At 57.3% G+C, this 24,310-nt stretch carries 19 protein-coding genes and 6 pseudogenes; 12 read left to right on the forward strand and 13 right to left on the reverse strand.

Annotated elements, in window-relative coordinates; all coding sequences use genetic code 11:
• Positions 1–33 precede the first annotated feature (33 nt).
• From ACERI1_RS17605 to ACERI1_RS17625, 5 genes are all read left to right on the forward strand, one after another.
• Positions 34–1,611: an AMP-binding protein gene (locus tag ACERI1_RS17605; protein ID WP_373619768.1), complete on the forward strand. Its 1,578-nt coding sequence runs from the start codon at positions 34–36 to the stop codon at positions 1,609–1,611.
• Positions 1,612–1,614: 3 nt separating this feature from the next.
• Positions 1,615–2,037: a VOC family protein gene (locus ACERI1_RS17610; protein WP_373619769.1), complete on the forward strand. Its 423-nt coding sequence runs from the start codon at positions 1,615–1,617 to the stop codon at positions 2,035–2,037.
• Between the two features lie 476 nt (positions 2,038–2,513).
• A complete protein-coding gene (locus ACERI1_RS17615; protein ID WP_373619770.1) occupies positions 2,514–2,945 on the forward strand; it encodes a helix-turn-helix domain-containing protein in 432 nt (143 codons plus the stop codon).
• A complete protein-coding gene (locus ACERI1_RS17620) occupies positions 2,942–3,340 on the forward strand; it encodes a hypothetical protein (RefSeq protein ID WP_373619771.1) in 399 nt (132 codons plus the stop codon). Before ACERI1_RS17615 ends, ACERI1_RS17620 begins: the two co-directional genes overlap by 4 nt.
• 75 nt (positions 3,341–3,415) lie before the next feature.
• On the forward strand, positions 3,416–5,923 hold the full coding sequence (locus ACERI1_RS17625; RefSeq protein ID WP_373619772.1) for a hydantoinase B/oxoprolinase family protein: 2,508 nt from the start codon (positions 3,416–3,418) through the stop codon (positions 5,921–5,923).
• 90 nt (positions 5,924–6,013) lie between these two features.
• Here the strand turns inward: ACERI1_RS17625 and ACERI1_RS17630 are convergent.
• From ACERI1_RS17630 to ACERI1_RS17655, 6 genes and pseudogenes are all read right to left on the reverse strand, one after another.
• Positions 6,014–6,468: pseudogene (locus tag ACERI1_RS17630) on the reverse strand (OsmC family protein).
• Positions 6,469–7,050: 582 nt separating this feature from the next.
• Positions 7,051–7,176, reverse strand: a complete 126-nt coding sequence (locus tag ACERI1_RS17635) for a hypothetical protein (RefSeq protein ID WP_373619773.1) — start codon at positions 7,174–7,176, stop codon at positions 7,051–7,053.
• Complete coding sequence (locus ACERI1_RS17640) at positions 7,176–8,708, reverse strand: sodium:proline symporter (protein ID WP_373619774.1); 1,533 nt, start codon at positions 8,706–8,708, stop codon at positions 7,176–7,178. The genes ACERI1_RS17635 and ACERI1_RS17640 overlap by 1 nt, the downstream gene beginning before the upstream one ends.
• Positions 8,702–9,484, reverse strand: a complete 783-nt coding sequence (locus tag ACERI1_RS17645; RefSeq protein ID WP_373619775.1) for a TenA family protein — start codon at positions 9,482–9,484, stop codon at positions 8,702–8,704. Before ACERI1_RS17645 ends, ACERI1_RS17640 begins: the two co-directional genes overlap by 7 nt.
• Complete coding sequence (gene tenA, locus ACERI1_RS17650; RefSeq protein ID WP_373619776.1) at positions 9,481–10,146, reverse strand: thiaminase II; 666 nt, start codon at positions 10,144–10,146, stop codon at positions 9,481–9,483. Before tenA ends, ACERI1_RS17645 begins: the two co-directional genes overlap by 4 nt.
• A 300-nt stretch (positions 10,147–10,446) precedes the next feature.
• Positions 10,447–11,085 (reverse strand): hypothetical protein, encoded by a 639-nt coding sequence (locus tag ACERI1_RS17655; RefSeq protein ID WP_373619777.1) that lies wholly within the window; start codon positions 11,083–11,085, stop codon positions 10,447–10,449.
• A 116-nt stretch (positions 11,086–11,201) separates the two neighbouring features.
• On the opposite strand from ACERI1_RS17655, the gene ACERI1_RS17660 reads away from it, so the two are divergent.
• Positions 11,202–12,038, forward strand: coding sequence for a hypothetical protein (locus ACERI1_RS17660; protein ID WP_373619778.1), 837 nt, complete (start codon positions 11,202–11,204; stop codon positions 12,036–12,038).
• Positions 12,039–12,252: 214 nt separating this feature from the next.
• On the opposite strand, the gene ACERI1_RS17665 is transcribed toward ACERI1_RS17660, so the two are convergent.
• Complete coding sequence (locus ACERI1_RS17665; RefSeq protein WP_373619779.1) at positions 12,253–13,119, reverse strand: hypothetical protein; 867 nt, start codon at positions 13,117–13,119, stop codon at positions 12,253–12,255.
• A 297-nt stretch (positions 13,120–13,416) separates the two neighbouring features.
• Here ACERI1_RS17665 and ACERI1_RS17670 point away from each other — a divergent pair, with 297 nt between their 5' ends.
• The 4 genes from ACERI1_RS17670 (at position 13,417) to ACERI1_RS17685 (ending at position 16,077) form a co-directional block, all read left to right on the forward strand.
• Entirely contained in the window at positions 13,417–13,626 is a 210-nt protein-coding gene (locus ACERI1_RS17670) for a hypothetical protein (RefSeq protein WP_373619780.1), read from the forward strand.
• A 254-nt stretch (positions 13,627–13,880) separates the two neighbouring features.
• On the forward strand, positions 13,881–14,957 hold the full coding sequence (locus ACERI1_RS17675) for an alpha/beta fold hydrolase (RefSeq protein ID WP_373619781.1): 1,077 nt from the start codon (positions 13,881–13,883) through the stop codon (positions 14,955–14,957).
• Positions 14,958–15,201: 244 nt separating this feature from the next.
• Positions 15,202–15,495, forward strand: a complete 294-nt coding sequence (locus ACERI1_RS17680; protein WP_373619782.1) for a hypothetical protein — start codon at positions 15,202–15,204, stop codon at positions 15,493–15,495.
• Positions 15,496–15,804: 309 nt separating this feature from the next.
• Positions 15,805–16,077: a hypothetical protein gene (locus ACERI1_RS17685; RefSeq protein WP_373619783.1), complete on the forward strand. Its 273-nt coding sequence runs from the start codon at positions 15,805–15,807 to the stop codon at positions 16,075–16,077.
• Between the two features lie 134 nt (positions 16,078–16,211).
• On the opposite strand, the pseudogene ACERI1_RS17690 reads toward ACERI1_RS17685, so the two are convergent.
• The 4 pseudogenes from ACERI1_RS17690 to ACERI1_RS17705 form a co-directional block, all read right to left on the reverse strand.
• Positions 16,212–17,885: pseudogene (locus ACERI1_RS17690) on the reverse strand (ATP-binding protein).
• 41 nt (positions 17,886–17,926) lie between these two features.
• A pseudogene (locus ACERI1_RS17695) lies at positions 17,927–20,183 on the reverse strand (AAA domain-containing protein).
• Between the two features lie 191 nt (positions 20,184–20,374).
• Positions 20,375–20,599: pseudogene (locus tag ACERI1_RS17700) on the reverse strand (HalOD1 output domain-containing protein).
• Positions 20,592–21,110: pseudogene (locus tag ACERI1_RS17705) on the reverse strand (ImmA/IrrE family metallo-endopeptidase); the annotation flags it as partial. The pseudogenes ACERI1_RS17700 and ACERI1_RS17705, both read right to left, overlap by 8 nt.
• Here ACERI1_RS17705 and ACERI1_RS17710 point away from each other — a divergent pair.
• Positions 21,086–21,412: pseudogene (locus tag ACERI1_RS17710) on the forward strand (hypothetical protein); the annotation flags it as partial. The pseudogenes ACERI1_RS17705 and ACERI1_RS17710 sit on opposite strands and share 25 nt — an antisense overlap.
• Positions 21,413–21,551: 139 nt before the next feature.
• Positions 21,552–22,544: an arsenic resistance protein gene (locus ACERI1_RS17715; protein WP_373619784.1), complete on the forward strand. Its 993-nt coding sequence runs from the start codon at positions 21,552–21,554 to the stop codon at positions 22,542–22,544.
• A 165-nt stretch (positions 22,545–22,709) separates the two neighbouring features.
• Here the strand turns inward: ACERI1_RS17715 and ACERI1_RS17720 are convergent, their stop codons facing one another.
• Positions 22,710–23,519 carry a nucleoside phosphorylase gene (locus ACERI1_RS17720; protein ID WP_373619785.1) on the reverse strand — a complete coding sequence of 270 codons (810 nt, stop codon included), beginning with the start codon at positions 23,517–23,519 and terminating at the stop codon, positions 22,710–22,712.
• Positions 23,520–23,558: 39 nt separating this feature from the next.
• Entirely contained in the window at positions 23,559–24,164 is a 606-nt protein-coding gene (locus tag ACERI1_RS17725; protein WP_373619786.1) for a class I SAM-dependent methyltransferase, read from the reverse strand.
• Between the last annotated feature and the right edge of the window lie 146 nt (positions 24,165–24,310).

Consider the following 24,310-nt stretch of genomic DNA (forward strand, 5'->3'; position numbering starts at 1 on the left):
CCGCTTTCCCGTCTTTATGCGATCAAACGAACCATGTCAGAACAGAGTATGCCAACGCTGAAACAGCTCTACGAGTCAGTTCTCAGTCGCTATGAGACTGCGACCGCCATCACCTACGGGAACGAGACGCTGACCTACGGCGATCTCGACGACGATTCCTCACGCCTCGCCAGTGCACTCGTCGGTCTCGGCCTCCAGACGGAGGAACGTGTGGGGATTTTGATGTCGAACCGCCCCGAGTACGCCGTCGTCGACATCGCGCTCGCCCGTGCAGGTCTCGCGAGGGTCCCGCTGAACGACATGCTGTCGGCAGCGGACGTCGAGTATATGCTGAACAACAGCGAAGCCAGTACGCTCGTCGTGGGTCCGGGGCTCATCGAGACTGCCCGGACGGTCGCTCCAAACGTGTCAACACTAGATCGAGTCATCACGATCGATGCGTCACCCAGTGCCGAACTGGAGGGCGATTACGACGTCGAATCGTTCGAACGTCTGCTTGAAACGGGTGATTCGGACCCCCCGGATGTCTCCGTCTCGAGTTCTACGCTCGCCGGTATCTTTCATACGGGCGGGACGACCGGCGATCCAAAGGGCGTGAAACACACTCAAGAGAACCTCGCACTGAACGCGCTCGCACACGCAATCGAACTCGACATCAAACCACGGGACCGGCTCCTGTTGATGACACCACTGCCCCACTCGGCCGGCCTTATCATGGCTGGCGGGTTGACTCAAGGGAGTACCCACGTAATCACACAGGGGTTCGACGCCGAGCATGCGCTCACCCTCATCGACCAGGCGGAGATCTCCTGGACGTTCATGGTCCCAACGATGGTGTATCGCGTCCTCGACCTGCTCGACGAACAGGAGTACGACACCTCGTCGCTCGAGACGCTCGTCTACGGCGCAGCACCGATGAAGCCGGATCGACTTCGCGAGGGGCTCGACAAACTCGGGAACGTCTTCCTGCAGTTGTACGGCCAGTACGAGACGCCGGATCTCATCACCGTCTTACCGAAGGGCGCACACGACCCCGACGACGAGCAACGACTCTCCTCGTGTGGCCTCCCGACCACGATGTGTGAGGTGATGATCGTCGACGACGACGGCGAGCAGGTCCCGCCCGGCCAGCCGGGCGAAATTCTCGCCCGCGGCGCCTACTCCATGGAAGGGTACTACAAGATGCCCGAAAAGACCGAAGAAACGATAGACAACGGGTGGGTCCACACCGGTGACATCGGCAAAACGGACGAGGACGGCTTCGTCTACATTGTCGACCGGGATTCGGACGTCATCGTCAGCGGCGGTATGAACGTCTACTCAGTTACCGTCGAAGAGGTCATCCAGCAACACGACCAGGTCGCAAACGTCGCCGTCATCGGCGTTCCGGACGACGAGTGGGGTGAAGCGGTCAAGGCCGTCGTCGTCCCGCAAGACGACACGATCGACCGGGACGAACTGAAGACGTTCTGTGTGGTTCGACTCGCCAACTACGAGGTGCCGAAATCGTTCGATGTCGTCGCGGAACTCCCGACAACACCCTATGGGAAGATCGACAAAAAACAACTCCGTGGACCCTACTGGAAAGACGAGTCACGTCAGATCAGCTAACCCATGGTCTCCAAGATCGATCACCTCGGTATCCTCGTCGACGACATCGACCGGAACCGGACGCTGTTCGAACGCCTCGGCCTCGAGGTCGGAGCGGTCGAACGAGTCCCGGCGTTCGGCGTCGAGATCGCCTTCATCAGGGTCGGCGAGAGTCTAGTCGAACTCGTCGAACCAGTCGAACCGGATTCCGGTCTCGCTGCCGATCTCGAGACAGCAAAACGGCCGGCGGTGTTACACCACGTTGCGTTCCGCGTCGACGACCTCGAAGAGCAACTCGCGGCGTTGCACACGGCTGGCGTGCCACTCGCAGACGAGGTGCCACGTCAGGGCGCGGGAGACGCGTCCGTCGCCTTTCTCGAGCGACGAGCAGCCAACGGCGTCCGTATCGAACTCGTCGAGCGGCCCACTGACAGTCCCCTTAGGTAACGGATTTGAAAACAACAGGGGTTTTTATGACCCGATAGCGTATGCCAACTACACCCGTGATAATTATCAACAAAGTAGATTATGTTAGTTCGACTACTGATTCCGTCGTAACGGAGCTGATCTGATAACAATCAATGTCTACACAGTTCCGTGAAGTCCCAACAGTGGGGGCCGACGTGGGGAAAACAGCGTTCACAGCAGTAGGTTGCAAGGGGTTGTGCTGAACGATGCTTAGAATCGAATTTCAGATCGGGTTAGCGGGGATTTCGGCCCGCCTATTCAACATCGAAGAACAGGTCACGAGTGTCGAAATTGACAACGCGCTACCAGCTTTCGGTGATATGGTCTTTCTCTTTTTATCAGTTCGGTTCGACTCCGAGATCTCAGTGGAACAGTTATCAGATCAATTACCATCAATGCAGATCGTCGACGTAACACAGGCAGAGCTGAATCGGCACATCTACTATATCGGTGTGATGGCAGACCATTCTGACGCATCCGTTCTATCGCTGTTGACACAAAATCAGGCGATTCCACACCGGATCGTCGGAAAGAACGCTCACCTCGAGGTGATGGCATCCGTTCGTGACTGGAACCATCTCAAAGAGGTAGCCAACGCAATCGAAGGTGAGCACGGCTCGCTCGAGTTGCTCGGCACGACGCAGACTGAAAGTATCGGATTTCCACTCGGGAGCAACAAAATCAAACAGAGCATGTCCGGGAAGTTGTCCAAAGAGCAGTTGGAGGTGCTCGAGACGGCCTACCAGATGGGCTATTTCAAGGTGCCACAGGAGGTGACAGCGGAGGAGATCGCAAGCGAATTGGATATCAGCAGGTCGACACTTTCCGCACGCCTTCGCCGCGTCGAGCACAACTTCTGTGCATTGCTCTTTGGTCCACAAGAATGACGACGATCATCATCATCAAGTCGGTCGAACACGACGCGTCCGTGAGGGAAATCCTCGGATCCGTCGTTGACGAAGGTGAACGGGTTCACCTTCTCCGACTGCCGACTGTCCGGTGTCTCGGTCCGCTCATTCAGGAAGTAAACCCCATGATCAACTACGGGGTAGACTACACGATCACCGCGCTCCCGAAGGGATACGACGTGTCCACGCTCGTCGAGTTCGCGACCGAATTCGACGCAAATCGCATCTGCATCGGAATCTCTGACCGGACACTGACCGGCAAGGCACGAATCGACGATCTGACCCAATCGATCCTGCTCCACGACGACATTTCCGGCGACTTCGTGGTCGGCGAACACACGATCATCCTGGAGGACCTCGAGTATGGAGACTAACCGTACGAGACAGTCGCGAGCTAGAATTGGCCCACGAACACCAGTTTACCGAACCAAAGCACTACTCAGTAAACTATGAGCCCGTCCGATCACGCTGACGACCGACGCGCCGAAGCACGACGCGAGAAAGAAGCGGTACGAGAGAAGCAACGACGCGGGGAAGGGATCGGCTGGAACGGTCGGACGCTCCGCGAGCAGCTGGCCGAACTCGAGGACAAAACAGAAGCGACGGGCCACTACTGTGGCCTGTCGGAGCTGACGTTGAAAAACGAGGATCCGATCCGATACGAGCAGTTGTACGCGCGCCTCCGCGGCGACCTCGTGACGGCACGCGAGAGGTCGAAGGAAGTGTCCGCGACGCCGATCGTCGAGCAGGAGGGTGAACTGTGTTATGGCCTCTTTACTCCGGAGGGCGATTCGATCGCCGTCTCGACGGGGATCATCGTCCACGTCCACACGATGAGCGAGGCGATCAAGTTCATGATCAATCACGATTACGAGGAGAGTCCCGGCATCGAGCCCGGAGACATCTTCGTCAACAACGATCCCCACGTCGGTGACGTTCATCCGTGTGATCTTATGACGATCATCCCTATCTTCCACGACGGGGAACTCATCGCCTGGGTCGGTGGCGTGAATCACGTCATCGACACCGGCGCGATCGGGCCGGGAAGCATGAACGTCTCGCAGGCCTCCCGCTTCGGCGACGGTGCCTACTACACGGCTCGCAAGATCGGTGAGAACTTCGAACTCTACAACTCTTGGAAGAAAGAATATCCCGCCAAGACGCGGACGCCGGACTTCCTGAAACTCGACGAGCGGACGCGGATGACTGGCTGTCTGATGATTCGACACTCGGTCAAAGAGCTGATAGCCGAGCATGGGATAGAGACGTTCAAGCAACTCTCTCGTGAAGCCGTTGAGGACGGTCGTCGAGGCTTCCGGAGCCGAATCAAACGAACTCTGTTACCCGGCACGTACCGCGGTGCCTCGTTCGTCGATGCGCTCTACGAGGGCCAAGAACACGTCACTCGCGAGTACGCCCAGGAGAACCACATCATGCACGCTCCTTCGGAGCTCCACATTCGAGCGGATGGGACGTTTCAGGTCTCCTTCGAGGGCGCCAACAAGTGGGGCTGGCATCCGTTTAACTGTACGCCGGCCGCGATACAGGGCGGTATCTGGGTGATGCTCACGCAGACCGTCATCCCGAACGAGTTGGTCAACGACGGTGCCTACTACGCCTGTGATTTCCACCTGCCGGTCGGTTCGTGGGCCAACACCCAGAACACGGAGACTGCCCATGCCTACGCCTGGCACTTCCTGGTGTCGGCGTGGGCACCGCTCTGGCAACACCTCTCGAGAGGATACTTCGCCCGCGGCTTCTGGGAAGAGATCAACGCCGGGAACGCCAACACCTCGAACTGGCTCCAGGGCGGTGGTATCGACCAGTTCGACAAACTCCACGCCGTCAACTCCTTCGAATCGGCCTGTGAGGGCGTCGGTGCCCGCTACGTCGACGACGGCGAGCCCCACGCGTCGGCGGTCTGGAACCCCGAGGGCGATATGGGTGATGCCGAAGCGTGGGAGATGGTCGAACCGCTGCCGTTCCTCGGACGAGCGGTCAAACCGAATACCGGCGGTGTAGGGCGCCGGGCAGGCGGGGCCGGCTTCGAATCCATGCGAACGGTCAAGGACGTCAGCAGGTGGCTCCTCTACGAGATGGGCAACGGCTACATGACCAGCGACGGCGGCCTCTTCGGTGGCTATCCCGCTGCGTCGGGCTACATCCTCAACGCTCGGGATACCGACCTCGAGGAGCGCTTCGAGAACGGCGAGGACTACCCACAGCATGACCTCGACCCCGAAAGCGGCGACTTCGAGTCCAAGGTCGACGGCGAGATCACCCGCCGACCCGAAGGGATCAGCACGCCCAAAGAGTTCGACGACTACGACATGTATCTGAACTACCTCCGTGGCGGCTCGGGGCTTGGTGATCCACTGGAACGCGACCCTGAAGACGTCCTCTCGGACATCCACGACGGCTACGTCCTGCCCCGCCACGCGGAAGACGCCTACGGTGTCGTCGTCGAGAAAGTCGACGGCGAAGCCCAACACAACTCCGCCGTCCAGGGCGAGTGGGAACTCGACGAGGAAGCGACCAAAACGCGTCGCCGAGAGAGGCGCACAGAACGAACTGAGAAAGCACAGCCTGTCTCCGAATGGTATGACGAAGAACGTGAGCGGATTCGTACCCAGAACGATCTCATCGACGACGTAAAAAAGACCTACGAGAGCAGTATGCGGATGAGTCCCCAGTTCGCCGCCTTCTTCCGTGATTTCTGGGACCTGTCGGATGATTTTGTATTCGACCTCAGCGAGCAGGCACAGAAATCACTCGACAACCGGTTCGACTCCGGACTCCGACCAATGTGGGACAGCCACACACGAGGGCACAAAACGTGGCTCGAGGTCGATGACGAACCGTATGTCCCGTACACGTGGATGGACCGTTCTATTCAGGACCTCCCCGGTCCGGAATCGACGTTTGCCGACCGGGAACGAGCGAGCGACGACGATTGAGATGGCCTGCGGTCACGAGTACTCGGCGCGATCTCGAACAGTTCGGCGCGGTCGCCGGGCGTGACTGGCAGGGGTACATCAGCTGACTGATCAAATAGGTTCGATGTTCACGTCCGTTGGCGTCGGATTCCCGATGTTGTCGCCAACGGGACAGCGTTCCTCGACCGTCTCGCTCAACGCATCCAGAGCGTCCCGGTCGGCATCAGACTCGACACGGTGATTGTCACACTAAGCTCCTGATAGCCCGCTCGGACGTCGTCGGTCGCGCCGAGGAATTTCCGTGGGTCGAGGGGGCCTTGAATCTCGATTTCGACGTTGTCGAGGTCGATTCCACGTTCTTCGGCGACGGTATGGACGACGACGTTGAGGCAACCGGCCCACGCGCCGATGAGGTACTCGACGGGGTTGGGGCCGTCGTTGGTGCCGCCTAATGCTGCAGGTTCATCGACGACGAACTCGAAGTCCCGCGCCTCGACGACCGTCTTTGTCTCGCTCTCGCTGTCTGCCGAAACCGCGAACCGTTGGATATGGTCTGTCTCGCTCATCGTTTCGTTTGATGGGGCGGTATCTCATCAAGCGACCGACCGGGGGCAGATGCGCCGCCCTCTGTGACGGCCACGTTCCGCGTCGTTCCAGTCGAGCATCCCCAAAACGCTCGTTCGCCGTGGATCGGGATCAGAAAGGCAGTCGTCTCTTCCGGCAAGTATTTCGAGACGAGTGAGTCAGCAGCGCAACGACTTCGCGAACGGAGCGCCAGCGGAGCCAAACGGCGCGGAGACAGCGTCTACAGAGAAAAGCAGGCCGAGTACCTCAGGGACCGAGGCAGTTCACTTGTGTTGGTGTACCCAGTTAGTAAGTTTGATAAATGATGATTCGTCACACCCGCCACACGAATCAGGAGGCTCGAACGTATGCTCGCCGCCGGATTCGTGGATCGGTGTGCCAGCATGAATTATCTGACATTTTTCGCAGACGTACTGTACCGGTTTCTCTGGAGCGTGCGCCATGATACCACTGGTGGCAATATCATACATAGAACTGTTGGCTCCACACCCGGAATTAATTGGAGACTGAGAGTTCCGTTCTCACCGAACAAACGAGGAGACAGAGCTTCGATAGCAGCGGTTTCACCTGCTCTTGAGCCAGCCAGCGTCGGCGGCGATGGCATATAGTTCGTAGGCGAACACGATCGCAACGCCGAGGAGTGCGCCCCACAGCAACACGGCAAACAGCGTCGGACCGAGGACGGCCATCAGTCACGCACCTCCCCGCCGTCGGTCGTCGGCTCGTCGAGTCGCTGGATTTCGGTCGTGAGCTCGCCGTGGTCGTACTCGCCGGCGAAAAGTCGCGCCGCAACCAGCGTCGCGGCAGTCGAGACGAGGAAAGCCCCACCGAAGGCGGTCAGATAGAGCGGGTCCGCGGCTGGAAGGAGACCACCGAGGACCGGAATCGAGCGCAAGCGGCCAGCGAAATCGGGGAAGTACGCGAGCCCGACCGCGAGCCCGAGCACGCTACTGGCGAGTGCGCCTGCACCGGTGAGCCGCTCCGAGTAAAGGCCATATAGAAGCGGGAACGCGACCGCCGCACCGAGCAGATCGGCGAGGAAAAAGAGTCGGAGGACGCTCCGGGCCCGCAGGCTGACGTAGATCGCACTCACAGCGACGACAACGGTCAGCAGTCGTGCGCCGAGTTTGAGCGCCCGGTCGTCCGGGTCGGACAGCAGCCGGGGAAGATCCGCAGTGACGATGCTCGAGAGCGCGTTGAACAGCGTATCGACGGAACTCATCACTAGCAAGAGCGCGAGGAGGACGACCGCAAGAACGATCCATTCGGGGAAGGCGGTCTGCAAGAGGATGAAGAAGGCGATATCGGCGTTGTATGCCGAACTCGTCACGTCGGTCACGATATCGGCGCTGCCGGCGGCGACGAGGCCAAAGAGACCCGCGAGGAAGACGATGAGGCCGTTCGCGATGATGGCGTTACGAAAGCCGCGTTCGACCGTCTGTCCGTCCTCGGCGGCGTAGATTCGCTGCCACCACATTTGGTTGATCAACTCGGCGCCGAGAATCGCAAAGGCCAGCGCGAGCCCGAACTGGAGGCCTGGGACGAAGCCAGGATCAAGCAGTGATGGATTCGTAGACGTGATTCCGGCATGGATCTCGCCGGCACCGCCGAGTGAGACGATCGCACCCGCGAAGGCAACGACCAGTAGTGGGAGGACGAGCAACGCCTGAATCGAGTCAGTGAAGATCGACGCCCGGAGCCCACCGTAGCTCGTATACAACAGGACGAACCCGCCGACGAGGACGGCGGTCTGCCACTGCGGGACGCCGGCCACGAGCGAGAGCGCGCCGGCGATCCCGGTTAGCTCGGCGGCCAGGAAGACGAACATGTACAGCCCACTCACGAGCAGGACGAACGCGTACATCGCCGTGCCGTAGCGGGCGTGGGCGTACTCGGTCAGTGAGTGACCGTTCGGGATCACCTCCCGAATTCGTGGCCCAACTCTCGAGTAGGCGAGCATCGGGAGCGCCTCGCCGATCGCGTAGCCGACGACGGCGGCGATTCCGAAACTCGCGCCAGCCTCCGGAGCCGCCAGCAGAATCCAGACGCCCATCACGGAGGCGACGAGCGTCGCCGTCATCCGTCCGGTTCCGGTCGAATTTCGAGCCGTGATCAGGTCTTCGACGGTTCCGACCGTCCGTCGCGAGTACCAGAGACCGGCGGCGGTGAACCCGACAAGTACTGCGACGGTCAGGCCGATCGCGACGGTCGTGCTCACCACCGACCATCACCGTCCGGAGCGGCATCTTCCGGCTTATCCGCTGGCGTTTCGAACGCAGCATCGAAGAAGGCAACTTCCAACTCGACTGTTCGGTCAAAGAGCCGTGCCAGCCGCTGTTGTCGCCGGTTCGATGCGGCAGCCCCTTCCCGGTCCAGTTCCATCCGGAGCCAGGAGACGAACGCATCGAATGCAGGATTGTCATGGAGGGTGACCCACTCGGCGAGATACTCCCGCTCTGGCAGTTCCGTTCCCTTGCCGGCCCACGACCGATAGATCCACTCAGCCGGGACGAGGGCTGCAAGCGTTTCTGCATAGCCGCCTTCCCGCGCGGCACGCCCAAGCAGGTCCTGTAACGCCCGCGTCACCGGCATCAGCGTGGGATCAGTTCGCTCGGCAGCGGGCACCTCGAGTGCGTCGAACGAGCGCTCGAAGTAGTCGTCTTCGTCGTCGGTGAGCGTCCCGAGGAAGTCCGCGAGCTGGGACTTGGCAGCCATCGAGGGTGCATCGCCGAGCGCGTGGCCGAAGGTCCCGACCAACGTCTCGAGGAAGGCGTAGTCCTGGACGAGATACCGGCGAAACGCCGCGTCGTCGAGCGTCCCGGCGTGTAGTTCTTCGGTGAACCGATGTTCGGTCGCGGCGGTCCAGTTAGGTTCAGACCGCGCTCGACACCACTCTGTAAACCGCGGTTCGTCGCCGTCTGTGCTATCGCCGGACTCGGATTCGACGGTCGCAGCGTACTCGTCGAACGTGTCGGCGACGGAATCACGGCTGCTCATATCGACCACGCTTCCTGTCGCCAAGCAGCGTCCCAGAAGCGGTACTCGTAACGTGCGGAGGTCCGGAACAGCTCACGATAGCGGTCGCGTTCGTCGGGGGTCGACTCGGCCCACACGTCGTCCATCAGGTCCTTGCACCACTCGGTGAGTTCCGTGAATTCCTCACCGGCGTACATATCGATCCACTCGGCGTACCCCTCGTGGTCGGGCCGGCCCTGCTCTGCCAAGCGCTTCCCGGTGACATTGAACCCCCACATACAGGGCAGCAGTGCGGCGATCAGGTCACCGAAGGTCCCCGTTGCTGCGGTCCGGACGAGGAAATCGGTATACCCCTGTGTCGTCGGCGACGGCTCAGTCGCTTCGAGTTCGGCCTCGCTGATCCCGAAGGTCTCAGCATAGGCACGGTGCAGATCCATTTCGGTGTTGATCGTCGAATCCAGCAACTCCGCGAAGGTCCCCATCCGCTCGAGGTCCGGCGCCATCGCCGCGCCGTGGGCGAACACGCGGGCGTACTCGATCAGATAGACGTAGTCCTGGCGGACCCAGTAACGGAAGGGCTCCTCGTCGAGGGTTCCCTCCCCAAGCTGGGTGACCATCGGATGCTCGAGGATCGCCTTCCAGATCGGATCCCCGATCGTGGACAGTTCGTCAGTAGCGCTCATACATGCTGATGGGCGCTTTGCCGACTTATAACTTGATAATATAGGCCAGTTATCCTCTGCCTGAACATCCGGACAACCGTCATCTCAGCGGTTGGCTATCCGCGTCGAGACGTGAGCACAACGTGCTATCCGGTGACGAAAGCAGGCCGATACGACCGAACTCGTCGAGCACGCCTGGCAACTGGCCGCCAATCGTTTCCTCGAGTACGACGTCAAACCACGGGAAGCAATCGACGTACTCGAGATTGGATCGTAGGAATCTGTCACAAAACAGCTCACACAGAGAGTGCCGCCCCAGTATTAAAACAGTTCGTCGAGCGGACGATCGGCGTCGTCCTCGGTGGTGGCGTCTAGGTCTGGTTCCACTGGGGGAGCGTCGAAGAGTCGGCCGCCACCACGTTCCCGGGCAGCCAACACATCGTCAAGTTCGGCTTGCATTTCATCGTCGAGAGTGGGCGCGGTGAAAGCGTTGGCAACGTCATCAGGCAGGGCGGGACGAGGTGCATTTCGGTGCCGCTCGATTTTCTCAGTGAGGTAGAGGTTGTCCTGAAGGGCGCGCAGCACAGGCACGTACCGGAGGTAGTCGTATTCATCAAGTAGGGTGATGCCGTAGCTGGTGAACCGCCAGAACTCGCGTGGATCATTCTGTTCAGCGTCATCACCGTTATAGACATGTTTTGTCACGAGTTCTTTCTCCGCGAGGCGGTCGAGATGCTCAAGGATGGTCGACCGATTCTTGGGTACCAGGTATTCCAATTCGTCCAGTGTGACGAGATGGTCAGGATGCCCGAGGGTTGCTTGGATAATGTAGTAGCGAGTTTTCTGCGTGATAAACCGGTGTGCGCGTCGCTGTTTTTCGAACGGCAGAACGTCTTCCCCACCGAAAGGATCGGTTGGCCTTTCGGGTGGACCGCGGTGGGCGTCCGCGCTATTGCTCATATGCGTCTTTTCCAGCCGAAGTTATGTAACTGTTCGGATTAGCCAGGTTGGGGTTAGACCGCTTCTGCCAACTTGTCCTATCAACACTTAAGGCGAACACTTCTGTAGAGTGGAATATGAGCGGTCCACGGGTTCCCCAGAACGCAAACGCCATCTACCAAGCTGTCAACCGAATATTCGAGGGGATAGAAGCGCCACAGAGAGACTGGCAGGAAGTCATTCGATACATGAATGAGGAACTGCCACGATTCGAGCAAGCAGACACCAGTTACCTCGTTCTCGGTAGCTACCGGGGCCAGTACGGCCACCGGCTACGCGAGTTCGCCAACTGCTTGAACATGCCAACCAACTCCGAGTCGATCGTGCTTGGAGACACACTCGATCTTGACACAGCGGTTATCCCTGCATTCGATATCAAAATCAATCTACTCGGTGAATTCGCTGACTCTATCGCGGGCGTCTACGAGAAAGAAGACGGCGGAGAGAGTCCTGAATTGGGCGTGTGCAGATCGTTGTTCGCGAGGAAGACGTTTGTGTTTCCTCGAGATTACACAGGCCTCACTCGTGGCGGCCTTGAAACACGAGAGGACGTTATCCAGGCAGCACTCTCCGTTTACTATACAGACTTTGACAACATCGATGAGAAAAATCGAGAGCAAGAAAAGAAGAAACGAGAGTTAGCGTCGCTCATCACAGCCGCACAGCGTGAGGGGATCCATATCACCGAGCGCGAGTTAACCGACATTATCAAAGAGAGAACTGCCGGTGTTGACGAGGAACCGGCGGTGTACAGCTGGGTGCATCTGAGTTTCTTCAAGCGGTGGGAAGCGATGGGGCAATGCCACACGTGGACAACGCTTGATGAACTGCGCAATCTTGCTGACGAGATGCCAGGGCCGGTGCGACCACGCTGGGAAACTGAATTTGACGTCGACACTTTCCTTGACGAATAGACGTGGCTCAGCCGATATGCCAGTAGACCGTCTTATTGTAGCTTCAACCGTGAACTTGTGAGTACATCATCCTACGATCAAACTGCCAGTTCCAACTCATTTTTTGAAGCCCTGCAAGATATACAGCGCGAATGTCGCACAGGAAGGGTTCATATTCACCCCTCGTTGGCTACCGGAGAAGTTCTTCTTCGAGTAAGGTAAGATCAGCAGCCCGCTAAAATTCATCCCCACTATCGAGACTCGTCCCTACCCGGACTGGGTCGGACTCGGGATCAATCGCCACCAGAAATCGACCCATTAGCCACAGACTGATGGCCGTCAACGTTCCAAAGATGAGGATCTGGGGCAGCGGCACGACCTGCCCGTCGAGGGTCATGAAAACAATCATTGCGAGGACAGCGCCGCCGAGCGTGGCGATCTTCACGAGCAAAACGGCGGTGAACGCGTATCCCCAAGATCGACGGTTCCAGAGCCAGTAGGCTGTCAGTGCAAATGCGGGGACGATGATGCCCAGATCCAGCGAATAGATGACCGCCGTGGGGAGTCCCGTCTCGGCGATGGCCGCTGGTGACGTCCCCGCGAGGGTCGCCGACAGAATCTCCGAGAGCCATAGCAACGAGACCAATACGGCCAGCGATAGCTGGAAGGCGACGTAGGGGCGGACGGACGCCTCACTCAGCTCCCGTTTCAGCACCGCCACATCGAGCCGAACCATTCCCCCGATGAACGTGAACAGCGTCAGCCAGAGCAACGTCGTATACACGAGGTACAGTTCGTTGAACGCGGTCATGAAGGCGTATGAGGCATAGGTGTACAACAGATAGCCAGTCACGCCAAGCCAAACGACGTAGCCTCGTAGCGACCCACGGTCTGCATAGTACAGCGAAACAGCAAGGACTGGAACGCCGACCACGAGCGTTAACAGGTCTTGCCCGTAGATCTGGGGGAGCAACACCGGGTGATCGCGGTAGAAGTTCGGGACGAACAGTCCGACGCTGGTGGCAACTGTCGTTAGCACCAGCGTCGTGAGCGATGCGAGACGGTACAAGCGGGGGATCGGTGACCGGGACACGCCTACCATTTCAGTTGTTGCTCCGCCTGGTGTCGCAGTGGGCCAGCACGGTCTTGTACGTGGGCAGTGATGGGACGTTGCACTCGGCGCAGGAATTCATCTACCGAAATGATCATTCTGAGATACTGTATACGTACAGGTATGAAAAGTCTCCTGACGTACGTGGGATCGACCATCCTCGTTGGACATGGGATTGTTAATCTTCTTGGCACCGCTGTGTATTTCGAACTCGCCGACGTCGCCTAGTTCCCGTACAAGACGACGCTCCTCGACAGTGCGGTGAACGTCGGAGACATGAGTGTGCGTGTGTTCGGGATCCTGTGGGCGGTGGCTGCCATCGGATTCGTCGCCGCTGCCGGCGCGTTGTTCATTGATTGGGACCACTGGCCCTTGTTAGTGGGTACGGTTGCTGTCTTTTCGCTGGCCTTGACCGTCCTTGACTACACAGTCGCCTACGCCGGCATCGTCGTCAACGTAGGAATCCTCGCCGCAGTGGTGTATTCCCATTTCATGTGATTCGGATCCGTCGTCAGGTTGCTATCGCTGGATACACCCGCTGTCTCTTGTACGCCCGTCCATCATATTCTTAACGGATAGTTTGAAACGTGCGAGATACAGGGCGCAAATTCAGCATCACTATTGCTCACCTAGACGGAGGCAGAATTGGTCAATACAGGCGACAATCAAACTATCACCCCCGAACTACTATATTTGTTAGTTCAGTATGTCCACATTGGCCATGGTATATACTACCAAGGCCACTAAACATCATGACATTGGAAGACCGCTACCTCGAAAACGAGTACTACACACAGGACGAACACGGTGACTTCGAATTATTTGATCTCGGGGATTTCGAGCTCGCGCGTGGGCAAACGCTCCGAGATGCTAAACTCGCCTATCAGACGTTCGGCGACCTGAATGACGAGAAAGATAATGCCATCCTCTTTCCCCATATGTATTCTGGGACCCACCGGGATATGGAACGGTTTATCGGCGAAGACATGGCAATCGACCCGACAGAGTATTTTGTCATTCTCCCAAATCAGTTCGGGAACGGCCTTTCGTCGTCACCGCACAACACGCCGCCACAAGACGGTGGTATGGGCTATTTTCCGGATGTAATGATCGAGGACGACATCCGTGCCCAGCACAAACTCATCACGGAACAGTTTGGGATTGAAGAACTCCAACTCGTCCTTGGGTGGTCGATGGGTGCACAGCAGACCTACGAGTGGATCGTTCGGTATCCGGATATGGTCAAGCGAGCCGCTCCAATCGCTGGTACGGCCAAGGTCACACCACACGACCAGCTTTTTATCGAAGCCCACAAAGAGATGATCCGTTCAGACCCCGCGTGGAACGAGGGGTTTTATACGGAGCCGCACGCTGTCCACACGGGGCTGCGGCGACACGCTCTTATCTGGTCAGTTATGGGTCTAAGCACCCAGTTTTATCACCAGTCCGAACAGGCCTGGGAGCGGGCAGGATTCCAGTCAGTCGATGACTTCATGGCAAACTTCTTTGAGGACTGGTTCCTGCCAATGGACCCGAATAACCTACTCACGATGGCGACAAAATGGCAGCACGGCGACGTGAGTCGCAATACCGATGGCGATCTTGAAGCGGCGCTTGGCCGGATTGAAGCGAAAGTATACGTTATGCCTTTCGAGGAGAATATGTTTTTCCCGGTACGGGACTGCAAATACGAGGAGACGATGATTCCAGACAGTGAGTTCCGACCGATCCCTAGCTTGTGGGGTCATTTTACCATGTTTGGTGTGTTCGACGAGGATCTCGAAACGATCGATGAACATATCAGTGATCTCCTGAACGAATCAGTGTAACACAGAGGATTTGGCAGCGCTCGATTCTCATTTTCCAGAATAGATGTCGGTACCGGCTGAATCCGGTTTTCCGCTGAGCTAGAGATGAATACCAACTCTGATGAAGTTAGCCTCTGAGCCGGTCATGCTACTCCTGACAGAAGCCGAGCAGTTCGAGCAATCCGTGCTGAGCTCACAGCACGAATGCGGCACGAGATCAGGAACGACCACAGCATTATCCCGCTTGCTTCCCTAGGGACCAAGGATGGCAGACACGGAAAACGGACGAGAGAAGCAAGCAGACGACGAGAACCGACGTGAGGACGGAGTTCCAGACTCGCTTCCCGAGTGCCACCGTCGCGGCTGCACCGAGAGGGCGACGTTTGTCGTCCTCGAACGATATCAGGAAGAAACCGGGCACGGTGCCGTTGAGGCAGAGGCCGTTCTCTGTCAAGAGCATGCCGATGAAGAGAGTCCCACGAATCTTGATGGCAGTTACGCGGATTACGTGTTTCGTGTCGAGCCTCTCCAAGAGACGCTGGACATGGACACAGCATGATCAAACGGATTGTAGTTCGATCACTCCTGTCGTGCTGAATCCATGCTCTAAGTCTTGCACGCCATTACTGTCAGTTCACAGCTCAAATCTGCCACTGCACGGATGCTGATACTCACAAGCCGAAGGTTGAAACGCCACTTAGGCTCACTTCTCAGTGCAACGTTTGGATGTGCAACACTGTGGGTTTCTCGAGTACGACGTCAAACCACGCGAAGCCATCGGCGTAAATCTTACTCGATCGCGAGCAAACCCCGTGTTCGACGGATACTGTTAAGCGGATGACTGTCGAAACAACGAGACAGAACTGCAATGGCTCGCGTCACAGATCCACGGCCACCACTTCCGGAGTGGATTCTCGAGTGCTACGACCGGCTGTGTACGCAGGCATGTCGGCCAGACCAAGGAGAAGACGGTGTTCCGCTGATCAATTATGACGATGCCACCGACATATTGGTCGCCGATACAGAGTTAGCACTCGAGCACCGAGATGTCGAGCACGCGCTTACGCGGCTCCTCGAGCGGGGCTACTTCTACGAAGTCGAGGATGAACTTCGGATCACATCCCCAGAAGAGCAGTGTTAACGACTCTTCGAAGAGCTATCCTGCGTATCGATAGGTCAACGATGCCGAGTTCGAGCCACTGCACTCAACTCGAGTCAGTTCGACATCTCACCATTCCATTACCGGAATTGTCCAGAAGTGATGGCCGCGTTCTGCTAGAGCCCCTCCTCATACTCGTCGACGATCTGCTGAACAAGCTCCGCGAACGAACTTCGATCACCTGGATCCACCACGAGCGACCGAAACGTACTCTCAAAGTGATGTCCGTGCGAGGGTCGGTCACGACTTGAGATTTCGTGGGCTGCCTCGTGCAACATCACGAGATACAGATCGTGCATCCAGGCTGCACGCTGGCGGCTCGTCACGGCTGAGTCGGTGATCACGATGTACGTCCTGCCGTCGGTCCAAGCATCGGCACTCGCCTCGCCGTAGTACACATCTCGTTCAATCCCGAGCTCTTTTGCGAGCGCTCGAGCAAAGCGGAGATACCGTCGCTGATCAGCGTTCAACTGCGATTCATCCTCGATGCGATGATAGCCCGTCCAGACACCTTCTGACTCGGCTTGCTCGCCAACATCAAACGTCTTTGGTATCGTTATCGATGTGTCCTCGTCAGTGGCGAGATCACGAAGTCGCTGCGTCGCTGCATCACTCGTATCGAGGACGATGTAGCCACGCTCGACGAGCTTGTCCGCACCCTTCTGGGCTCCGTCACCCCACCCAATCTTCGGGGCTGCTTGGATCTCCTCGAGGCTGATACGGGACTCGGTCGCCAGCTGGAACAGCTTGCGCTCGGCCCACTGCTCGTCCGATGACTCGGACGCCATCGCTTCGATCATTACTTCCCGACTCTCGGCGGTCAGCCGATCGTCCGAAACCTCAGCATATAGATCGTCACGTGTCTGCTCGAGTGCGTCGTCGATCCGTTGCCAGCGATCACAGCCTGATTGGATGTCGTTGCGCGCAAAATTCAGCGTCAAGTTCCCCTTCGAGACGACCACACCGCCGAGTCCGTACTCGCGTTTCGTCGTCACGTACAGGCCATTGCTGTAGATATCGAGCCCCTCGTGGGGCGTGTACTCGAGTGCGAGAATCGCATCCTCAGTTTCGCGTGTGAGCGACGGATGCGGTGAGTCGGCCACTGCCTCGAGTGGATCGCCCTTGTCAACCGGTTCGCCATTGATCACGACCGAGACGCCGGTTCGGGATTGTACGTGCGCGAAGCGCTTGCGAAGATCGCGAACGTAGCGTCGCCAGCGGTAGCTGTCCGGGTCCGGCACTTCGTCTTCGTAGTGATCGATCTCGACGAGCATCCCCTCGAGATGATGTTCAGTGTCCACGAGTTGGCCATCGCGCCCACTGACGTCCGCCTACGGTCCTGAATCGCGTCGATCTCGGTAGTCGAAACACAGTGCGGTGTCGTGACTCCAGATACGAACGGCACCCTTCGCGATGATCGCACCCTTGCCGATGCCCCACTCGCCGATTGTCTCGTCGTCTGCTCGTTGCTTGCTTCCCGCGCCGAGTACTGAGAGGTTGCGCCGCCCTTCGGTCGACTCGAGATTGACACCAGCACCGTCATCGAGGATGAGCGACCGCTCGGGCGAGATGCTAACCAAAACACGAGATGAACCCGGACTGTCGATGCCGTTTTGGACAGCTTCTCGAATCGCGTCTGTGAGATCCGCCATCTGATCTTCGATAAGGTACGTTGCGACCCGCTCGTCAGCTGTCATCGTCACGGTCTCGTCAGTCGATGGCTGACTGACTGGCCTCGAGTCAGTCGCTTGGTTCGTAGCGAACTCCGATAACGTCGGATGATCTGTCATGGTGTCCACCCATGTGGCACCACAGAAACCGAACCGTGCGGTCACTTGGGAACAGGAATGAACTCTGGTTCGACTTGACGTAGTCTCCCGGTGCTCTCGAGGAATGAGTAGAGATCGCCTACAGGCCAGTGTCTTCGTCAGTGCCGTCTGCGGATGAGCGTAACGTGTACCAGTCGCCGACGATCGCACAGAACCGCTGGGCGCGAGTCATCGCGACGTTCAATCGCCGAGGACCGTCAATGGGGCGCCCGAGGAAGCCTGTCTCGCCCGCTGCGTTACTTCGAACTAACGAAATTACGATTGCGACCTTTTCGCTTCCTTGGAAGGAGTCGATCGTGTCGACCGAGATGTCCCTTCCAGAATCAATATGTCTCGCTAACTTCTTTCGAATAGCGTTAGCCTGGGCCGTGTATGGCGTAATGACGCCGACTTCGGATGGGCTGAGATCTGCATCGGCGAGTAGTTCACCGGCGATATGGGCAACGAGTCGCACCTCTGCGTCGTTGCGCTTGGAGTGATCGATCGTCTCCTCGCTCCCACCGATATCATAGCTGACGAACGCCGGACGGTCCTCGAGTGCGGTAACGTCACGCCCTTGCCGCAGGGCCCGGTCGTAGAAGCGGCTGTTCGGAAACCAGGCGATATCGCGATGCATCCGGTACTGCGTTCGGAGCTGGATACCGACACCCTCGTAAATACCGCCGTCAGCGTAGAGGTGTTCGAACAGGGAGAGACCGGCTGCAGACTCCGGCGGCTCCTCGGTTGCACTGAATGGCGGCAATTGCTTGTGATCGCCTGCGAGGATCACTTTGTCCGCTCGCGCAAGCGGAATACACGAGGCGGTGCATGTCGCCTGTGTCGCCTCGTCGAGGACGAGCACATCGAACTCTCGCTCAAGGGTCGCTGCGCTGCTGTTCGTCGCTGCGACAACATCGGCTAGTCCGTCGCAGGTAGCATACTGGGTGCTAACGACTTCATTTGATGATCTGCTGGCGTTCACGCGTCGGAGTACGAACTCGCCGGCACCGTGTTGTGCATGGGCGTGCAGTGATCGGTCGTCGGTCTCAGTGGCTGTACTCGAGCCAGCAACGAGATTGTCGACTGCTTGGTTCGAATCGGCACAGACGAGGACGTCGTCCCCAGCCTCGACTGACCGTCTGACGACTTCGACGAGCGTTCGCGTCTTGCCTGTGCCTGGTGGTCCATGAATGCAGAAGAGGTGATCAGCAAGGAGGGCACAGGACACTGCAAGTTCCTGTTCTTGATTCAGTTCGACGTCTTGCTGACTACTCTTGACACCAGCCGTGTCCCCGAAGGTGACTGCTGTGTCGCCTGTCAAGAGCGCGCGTTGATCATCACGCTCGCGAACGCGCGTAATCGCAGCAAGTTCGCGCTCGTACGGAACGGGATTTAACAGTTGAGTGAGTGCAAAATCCCGTCGCTTCTGGCGGAGGAACGCACCGACAGCCGACCGGTTCTCGATCGTATACCAGTCGATAGCGAGACTGACGGTTAGTCCCTCGATCGCATCGACTGTCGCTGGAATCGGGAACGCGTCTGGTGAGTGTTCTTTACTTGGTGGGTGGAGGAGCACTTCGTTTCCTTCGAAGATCCGGAATTCGCTCTGGACGACTCGATACGTGTCATGCTGCCGATCTACTTGCCCGTCATCGATTCTGAATCGGTAGACACCATCTTCTGGTTGACCAAGGGATGCAAGCGATGGAATCGACCGAACCCCTCGGCACGGAGTGCCTCGGGCGTCGACGCGGCTGCTTTCGCTCGGTTTTCATCACGTTGGACATCCATCTCCGCTTGGACAAATGACTCGAGTTCGTCAAAGAAGGTGTCCGTGTCGTTGTCGTCAGAAAGCGGATTTCGCGGTGGTTCCCGCTCTGCAATGGGAGAGTCGAAGTACGACGGCGGATCGTCAGGCGCGTAATCGGAGTGCCAGAAGCGTACCCGGTTGGCTAGCGATGAGACGGCAAACGTGTCTTGATCGACCGAAGCATAGTCGCCGCCATCATCGTAGATGAAAACATCGCCATGGAGTGTGTGTTCTGTGAAGGCGAGATATTCGCCCGAGAGTGCTGCGCTATTGCGCGCATGGAGTGGAACCACAATCCAGTCGTCTTTCTCGGGATGTGCGAGTTGGTCGTGGTAGCTCGCATATTCAACGATCCCATCGATTGGAATGGGGTCATCACGCACCGGTTCGAACGTCTCGTCTGCCGGTGAATGGAGGGCAGCACTCGAGAGGTCGAACTTGCCGATCGCACTCTCGAAGAGGAGAGACATGTCGATCAGAACGAAGCATTGAGTCCTAAATCTTCCCGTTCAGTGAAGTCATCACATGGCTAGTAGTTTTGATAGAGTGTGTCACAGACCACTTCTCATGAGGTTAATTACCTTTACTTCTCGATGAATCGGCCGACAAATGGATCTGCGAACGGAACACCAGAAAGAATATGTGAGCCTTCTACTCCGTTCTACGAAACCTTGACCGTGACCTCATCAGATGGTGTCACTACCACACAGAACTCACCAACCGAGTATCGAATCTCGAGATCAGTACCTGTCTGTGGGCCCGTCGAGTCTACAAGCCGCTCAAGTGCTTCGGCGTCGATCATCCTCTGTAGTTGGTACTCGCCTCAATCGAAGCCCTGCTCCTCGAGTGCAGTGATGATCTCGAGCAGAAGCGGTCGATCACTCATCGTCGACCACCTCGCTGACGACGTTGATGATCTCTTGGGCGGTCGAACTGATCCGCTCGAGGCGATCGAGGATCGTCTCCGTGCCACACAGCAAGGTAGAACGTTGACCCACTGATATCCAACTCGAAGTACCGGCCCACGATGTAGCTGACCGCTTCGGCCTCGAGTTCGCGCTTCGATCGCTCATCCTCGTCGTCGACATCACCGTGTAACAGCGCGTGGGCGTACTCGTGAACGAGCGTGACGGCGAGGTCAGCGTCGTTCTCGCGATCACGGACGGCGACGCGTGGCTGCTCTTGAGGGCGGTACTCACAGATTCCCTTGGCACTCCCATGCGACCAGTCCTGGAATGGTACGATCTCTACGTTCATTTCGAGTGAGTTTGCTACCTCAAGGAGTGCAGGAATCAACTCGCCAACTTGACCCCACGCTTCGGTCTCGAGGTCGAGCAATGCTCGCTGTCAGTTTGTGAGATATCGAAGACGGGCGCTGGCGGAAAGCCGACTAGATCAACAGAGAGCCGCTTCCACGACAGATACCGATTCGTCGACCAGTGAGGCAGGAGAGACAGACGATGAACCGTTGAACATCCGCGAGGATCGGGATTCGGCCACGATATACGTTGAACCAGAGCAAAGCGAGGACATCGAAATTTCATTCACTCGCCTGAAAAAGCAGCTCAAACGTGAGGACATCACGCTGGAGAAGACCAAGCACTTCTACCGCGGTGTCTTTGAGATGGCGTTCGGCGAGCATCGAGAGGAAACAAAAGAGAAGATTCGCGAACTCTCAAAGAAAGACGCCGATCAGTGAATTATTGATTCACTGAATTCCGGATGTTGTGACCGACTTAGAGGGTTCATTCAGCAAGTGACCAGTGATGAATCCTCCATTGGAGGGATCTGCGAGTAAATCACTAGCGGTATAGCATACCGTCCCGAAGAACATCGTGATGAATGTGGGCGACTGGCTCCAACGCCATCAGGTTACCATCTATGCCGCCAGCGTCGTTCTCGCCATCGGTTTCGGGGCCGGTCTCCCGTCGGCTGCCCCACTGTTTGAGCAGGCGATCACCCCCGTACTGGCTGTCCTCCTGTATGTCACTTTCCTTGAGATCCCCTTTACAAGGTTTCGTCGCGCGTTCACTAACACCCGGTTTATGACTGCCGCTCTCGGGATGAACTTCCTCGTTGTCCCGTTCGTCGTCTACATACTTACTCGATTCCTCCCACAGGAGCCGGTTATTCTCCTCGGGGTGTTCATGGTCCTGCTGACCCCATGTATCGACTACGTCATCGCCTTCACTGACCTCGCAGAGGGTAACGCCGAGCAAGTCACTGCTACAACGCCAGCACTTCTGCTCGTCCAGTTCCTTCTACTTCCGGTGTACTTGTGGCTATTTATGGGTGGACAAGTAGCCGACATCATCAGTGCAAGACCATTCATTGAGGCGTTCCTGCTTCTCATCGCGCTTCCGTTGACGCTCGCGTGGCTCACTGAAGTATGGGCAGAACACTCCGAGACTGGCCAACGATGGCAGGATACGCTGGGGTGGTTCCCTATCCCGATGATGGGTGCAACCCTACTGATCGTCATCGCCTCCCAGCTTCCTCGAGTCGAAGATTCGATTGGACAGATTGCTGCAGTCGTTCCCATCTATGTCGTCTTTCTCGCTGTCATGCCGCTCTTAGGACGCCTCGCTGCAGGACTTTTGCACATGGGCGCAGGTGAAGCCCGCGCACTCGTGTCCACTTCGGTGACAAGGAACTCGCTGGTCGTCCTCCCGCTGGCTCTCGCGTTGCCGGCGAGATACAACCTCGTGCCGGCGGTTGTCGTCACGCAGACGTTAGTTGAACTCACTGGAATGGTCGTGCTTACTCGCGTCGTGCCTGCATGGCTCGTTCCAACGACTCCGGACCCGCTCTCCATTCCTGAGTTCCTGTAGAGCGACTGAGCCGCTGAGAACTCCGTACTACGAGTGCCAAACGTGAGTTGTTTATCGATATCGATTCTTAGTACCACGACCGGATATATCATATGGCCGGCATGCCTTCTCTATCCAGCACAACTGCTGAGACCGATTCCTACCAGAAGATTTCAACAAGATTCTTCAATTCAAGGATTTCCAAGCGATAGCAGCCGCGTCGATCACCTCTAATGCGTCTTGACTCCCATTTGCCTCCCCTTTCTCGAAATCCTCCTCAGTCTGCCCCATTTGGTTGGTTACGTGTGCAAAACAAACGACTGGGCATTCTCGAACTTCTGCGAACGTGTACAGCGCAGCGGCCTCCATCTCAACTGCAAGGATCCCGTCTGATCGGGCACATTCAATTGCTGCCTCCGTTTCCCGAAACGGGGCATCAGTCGTCCACGTCGTCCCCGTGTAGACAGGACGAGACACTGTTTCGCACGCTTCTTCGACCGAAGCACCGAGTTCGTTATCGAGAGTTGCATAGTGACTCGGCGAGCGATAATGATGACTCGTTCCTTCGTCGCGGAGTGCACGTTCAATAAGAACAAAATAAGGTGGTTCATCTTTCGGTACAATCTGCCCTGAGGAGGTGACACTAACGAGAAATTGGCAGCCGGCAGCAAACAGTTGCTCTGCAAGTAGGACAGCAAACGATGCCCCCACAGCACATCCCACGATACCGAACTCCTCACCGTTTCGTTCGAACCGATAGAGGTTGGTGTGATAGCCGGGCCATGTTTCATCTTCACATGCCTCTCCAGTGGTCGTTAGGTAGCGTACGATATCTCCATCCGGATCAAGGATACAGATATCTGGAACCGAGCGTTCTGGGAGGTTCTTTTGCCGTCGAGCGTTCTCTAACAGAGCGCCCGGCGTGAAAACAGACGGTTCATCGAATTTTTTCGCCTCAAAAAGCGGAGATGAGTCCGAGTCGAACGAGTCAGTCATGTAGTCCATGTTCGCAGAACCCAGTCAAGGAGATTGTGCTTATTCAATCGGAGTTCCGACTACCGCTGAGATTGCGGCAGTCGCCGGATCAGTACTTTCGAAGACTGTCTCGTCGGAGATACCCAAAAAGAACTCCTGGTCGCCATCGACGTATTCCAGTATCGTCGCCGTCAACACCTCAGAATCTCGGTGGACCATCCGCTGAAAGTAGGACCCCTCTCGCTGAAGATTTGACTGGATATACTCTGAGCGCGTATTCAGTACGAGTGCAACGAGGGTCCCATCGGAAGTGAGGACGCGAGTCGCTTCTGCTAGTACTGCATCGATATTGGGAATGAATTCGAGTGTTGAGACGAAGACGACAGTATCAACGGATGCAGTTTCGATGGGGAGCGCGGTCGCATCGCCAAGAATGAACGGTGCAGAAACTCGGTCCCGTGCTGCGCGAATCATTGATTCCGAACGATCCACTCCAATGATCTCGTGATCCAAAAACCGTTCTTCGAGCGATCCGATGCCACATCCGACATCGAGAATTCGGTCGTTAGCAGCGACGTGCTGGTTCACGTACGCGGCCTCTCGGTCCATAGTCGCACTCCCGAACTCGCTCTCACAGAACCGAACGAAACTCTCTACATCACTCATATAGCTCCCTCTTTGCGGATCAGTATGCGATTAAACATAGCCCTTGGATACTTCAACCCAGAAATGGTGCTGCACTCCACATAAATTGGTAACTCAATTCCGTTTGTTGGAGAACGACCACCGAGTCTCAAGTGAGTGGCCACCAA

It is taken from the genome of Natrinema sp. HArc-T2, from assembly GCF_041821085.1.
Lineage (GTDB): Archaea > Halobacteriota > Halobacteria > Halobacteriales > Natrialbaceae > Natrinema.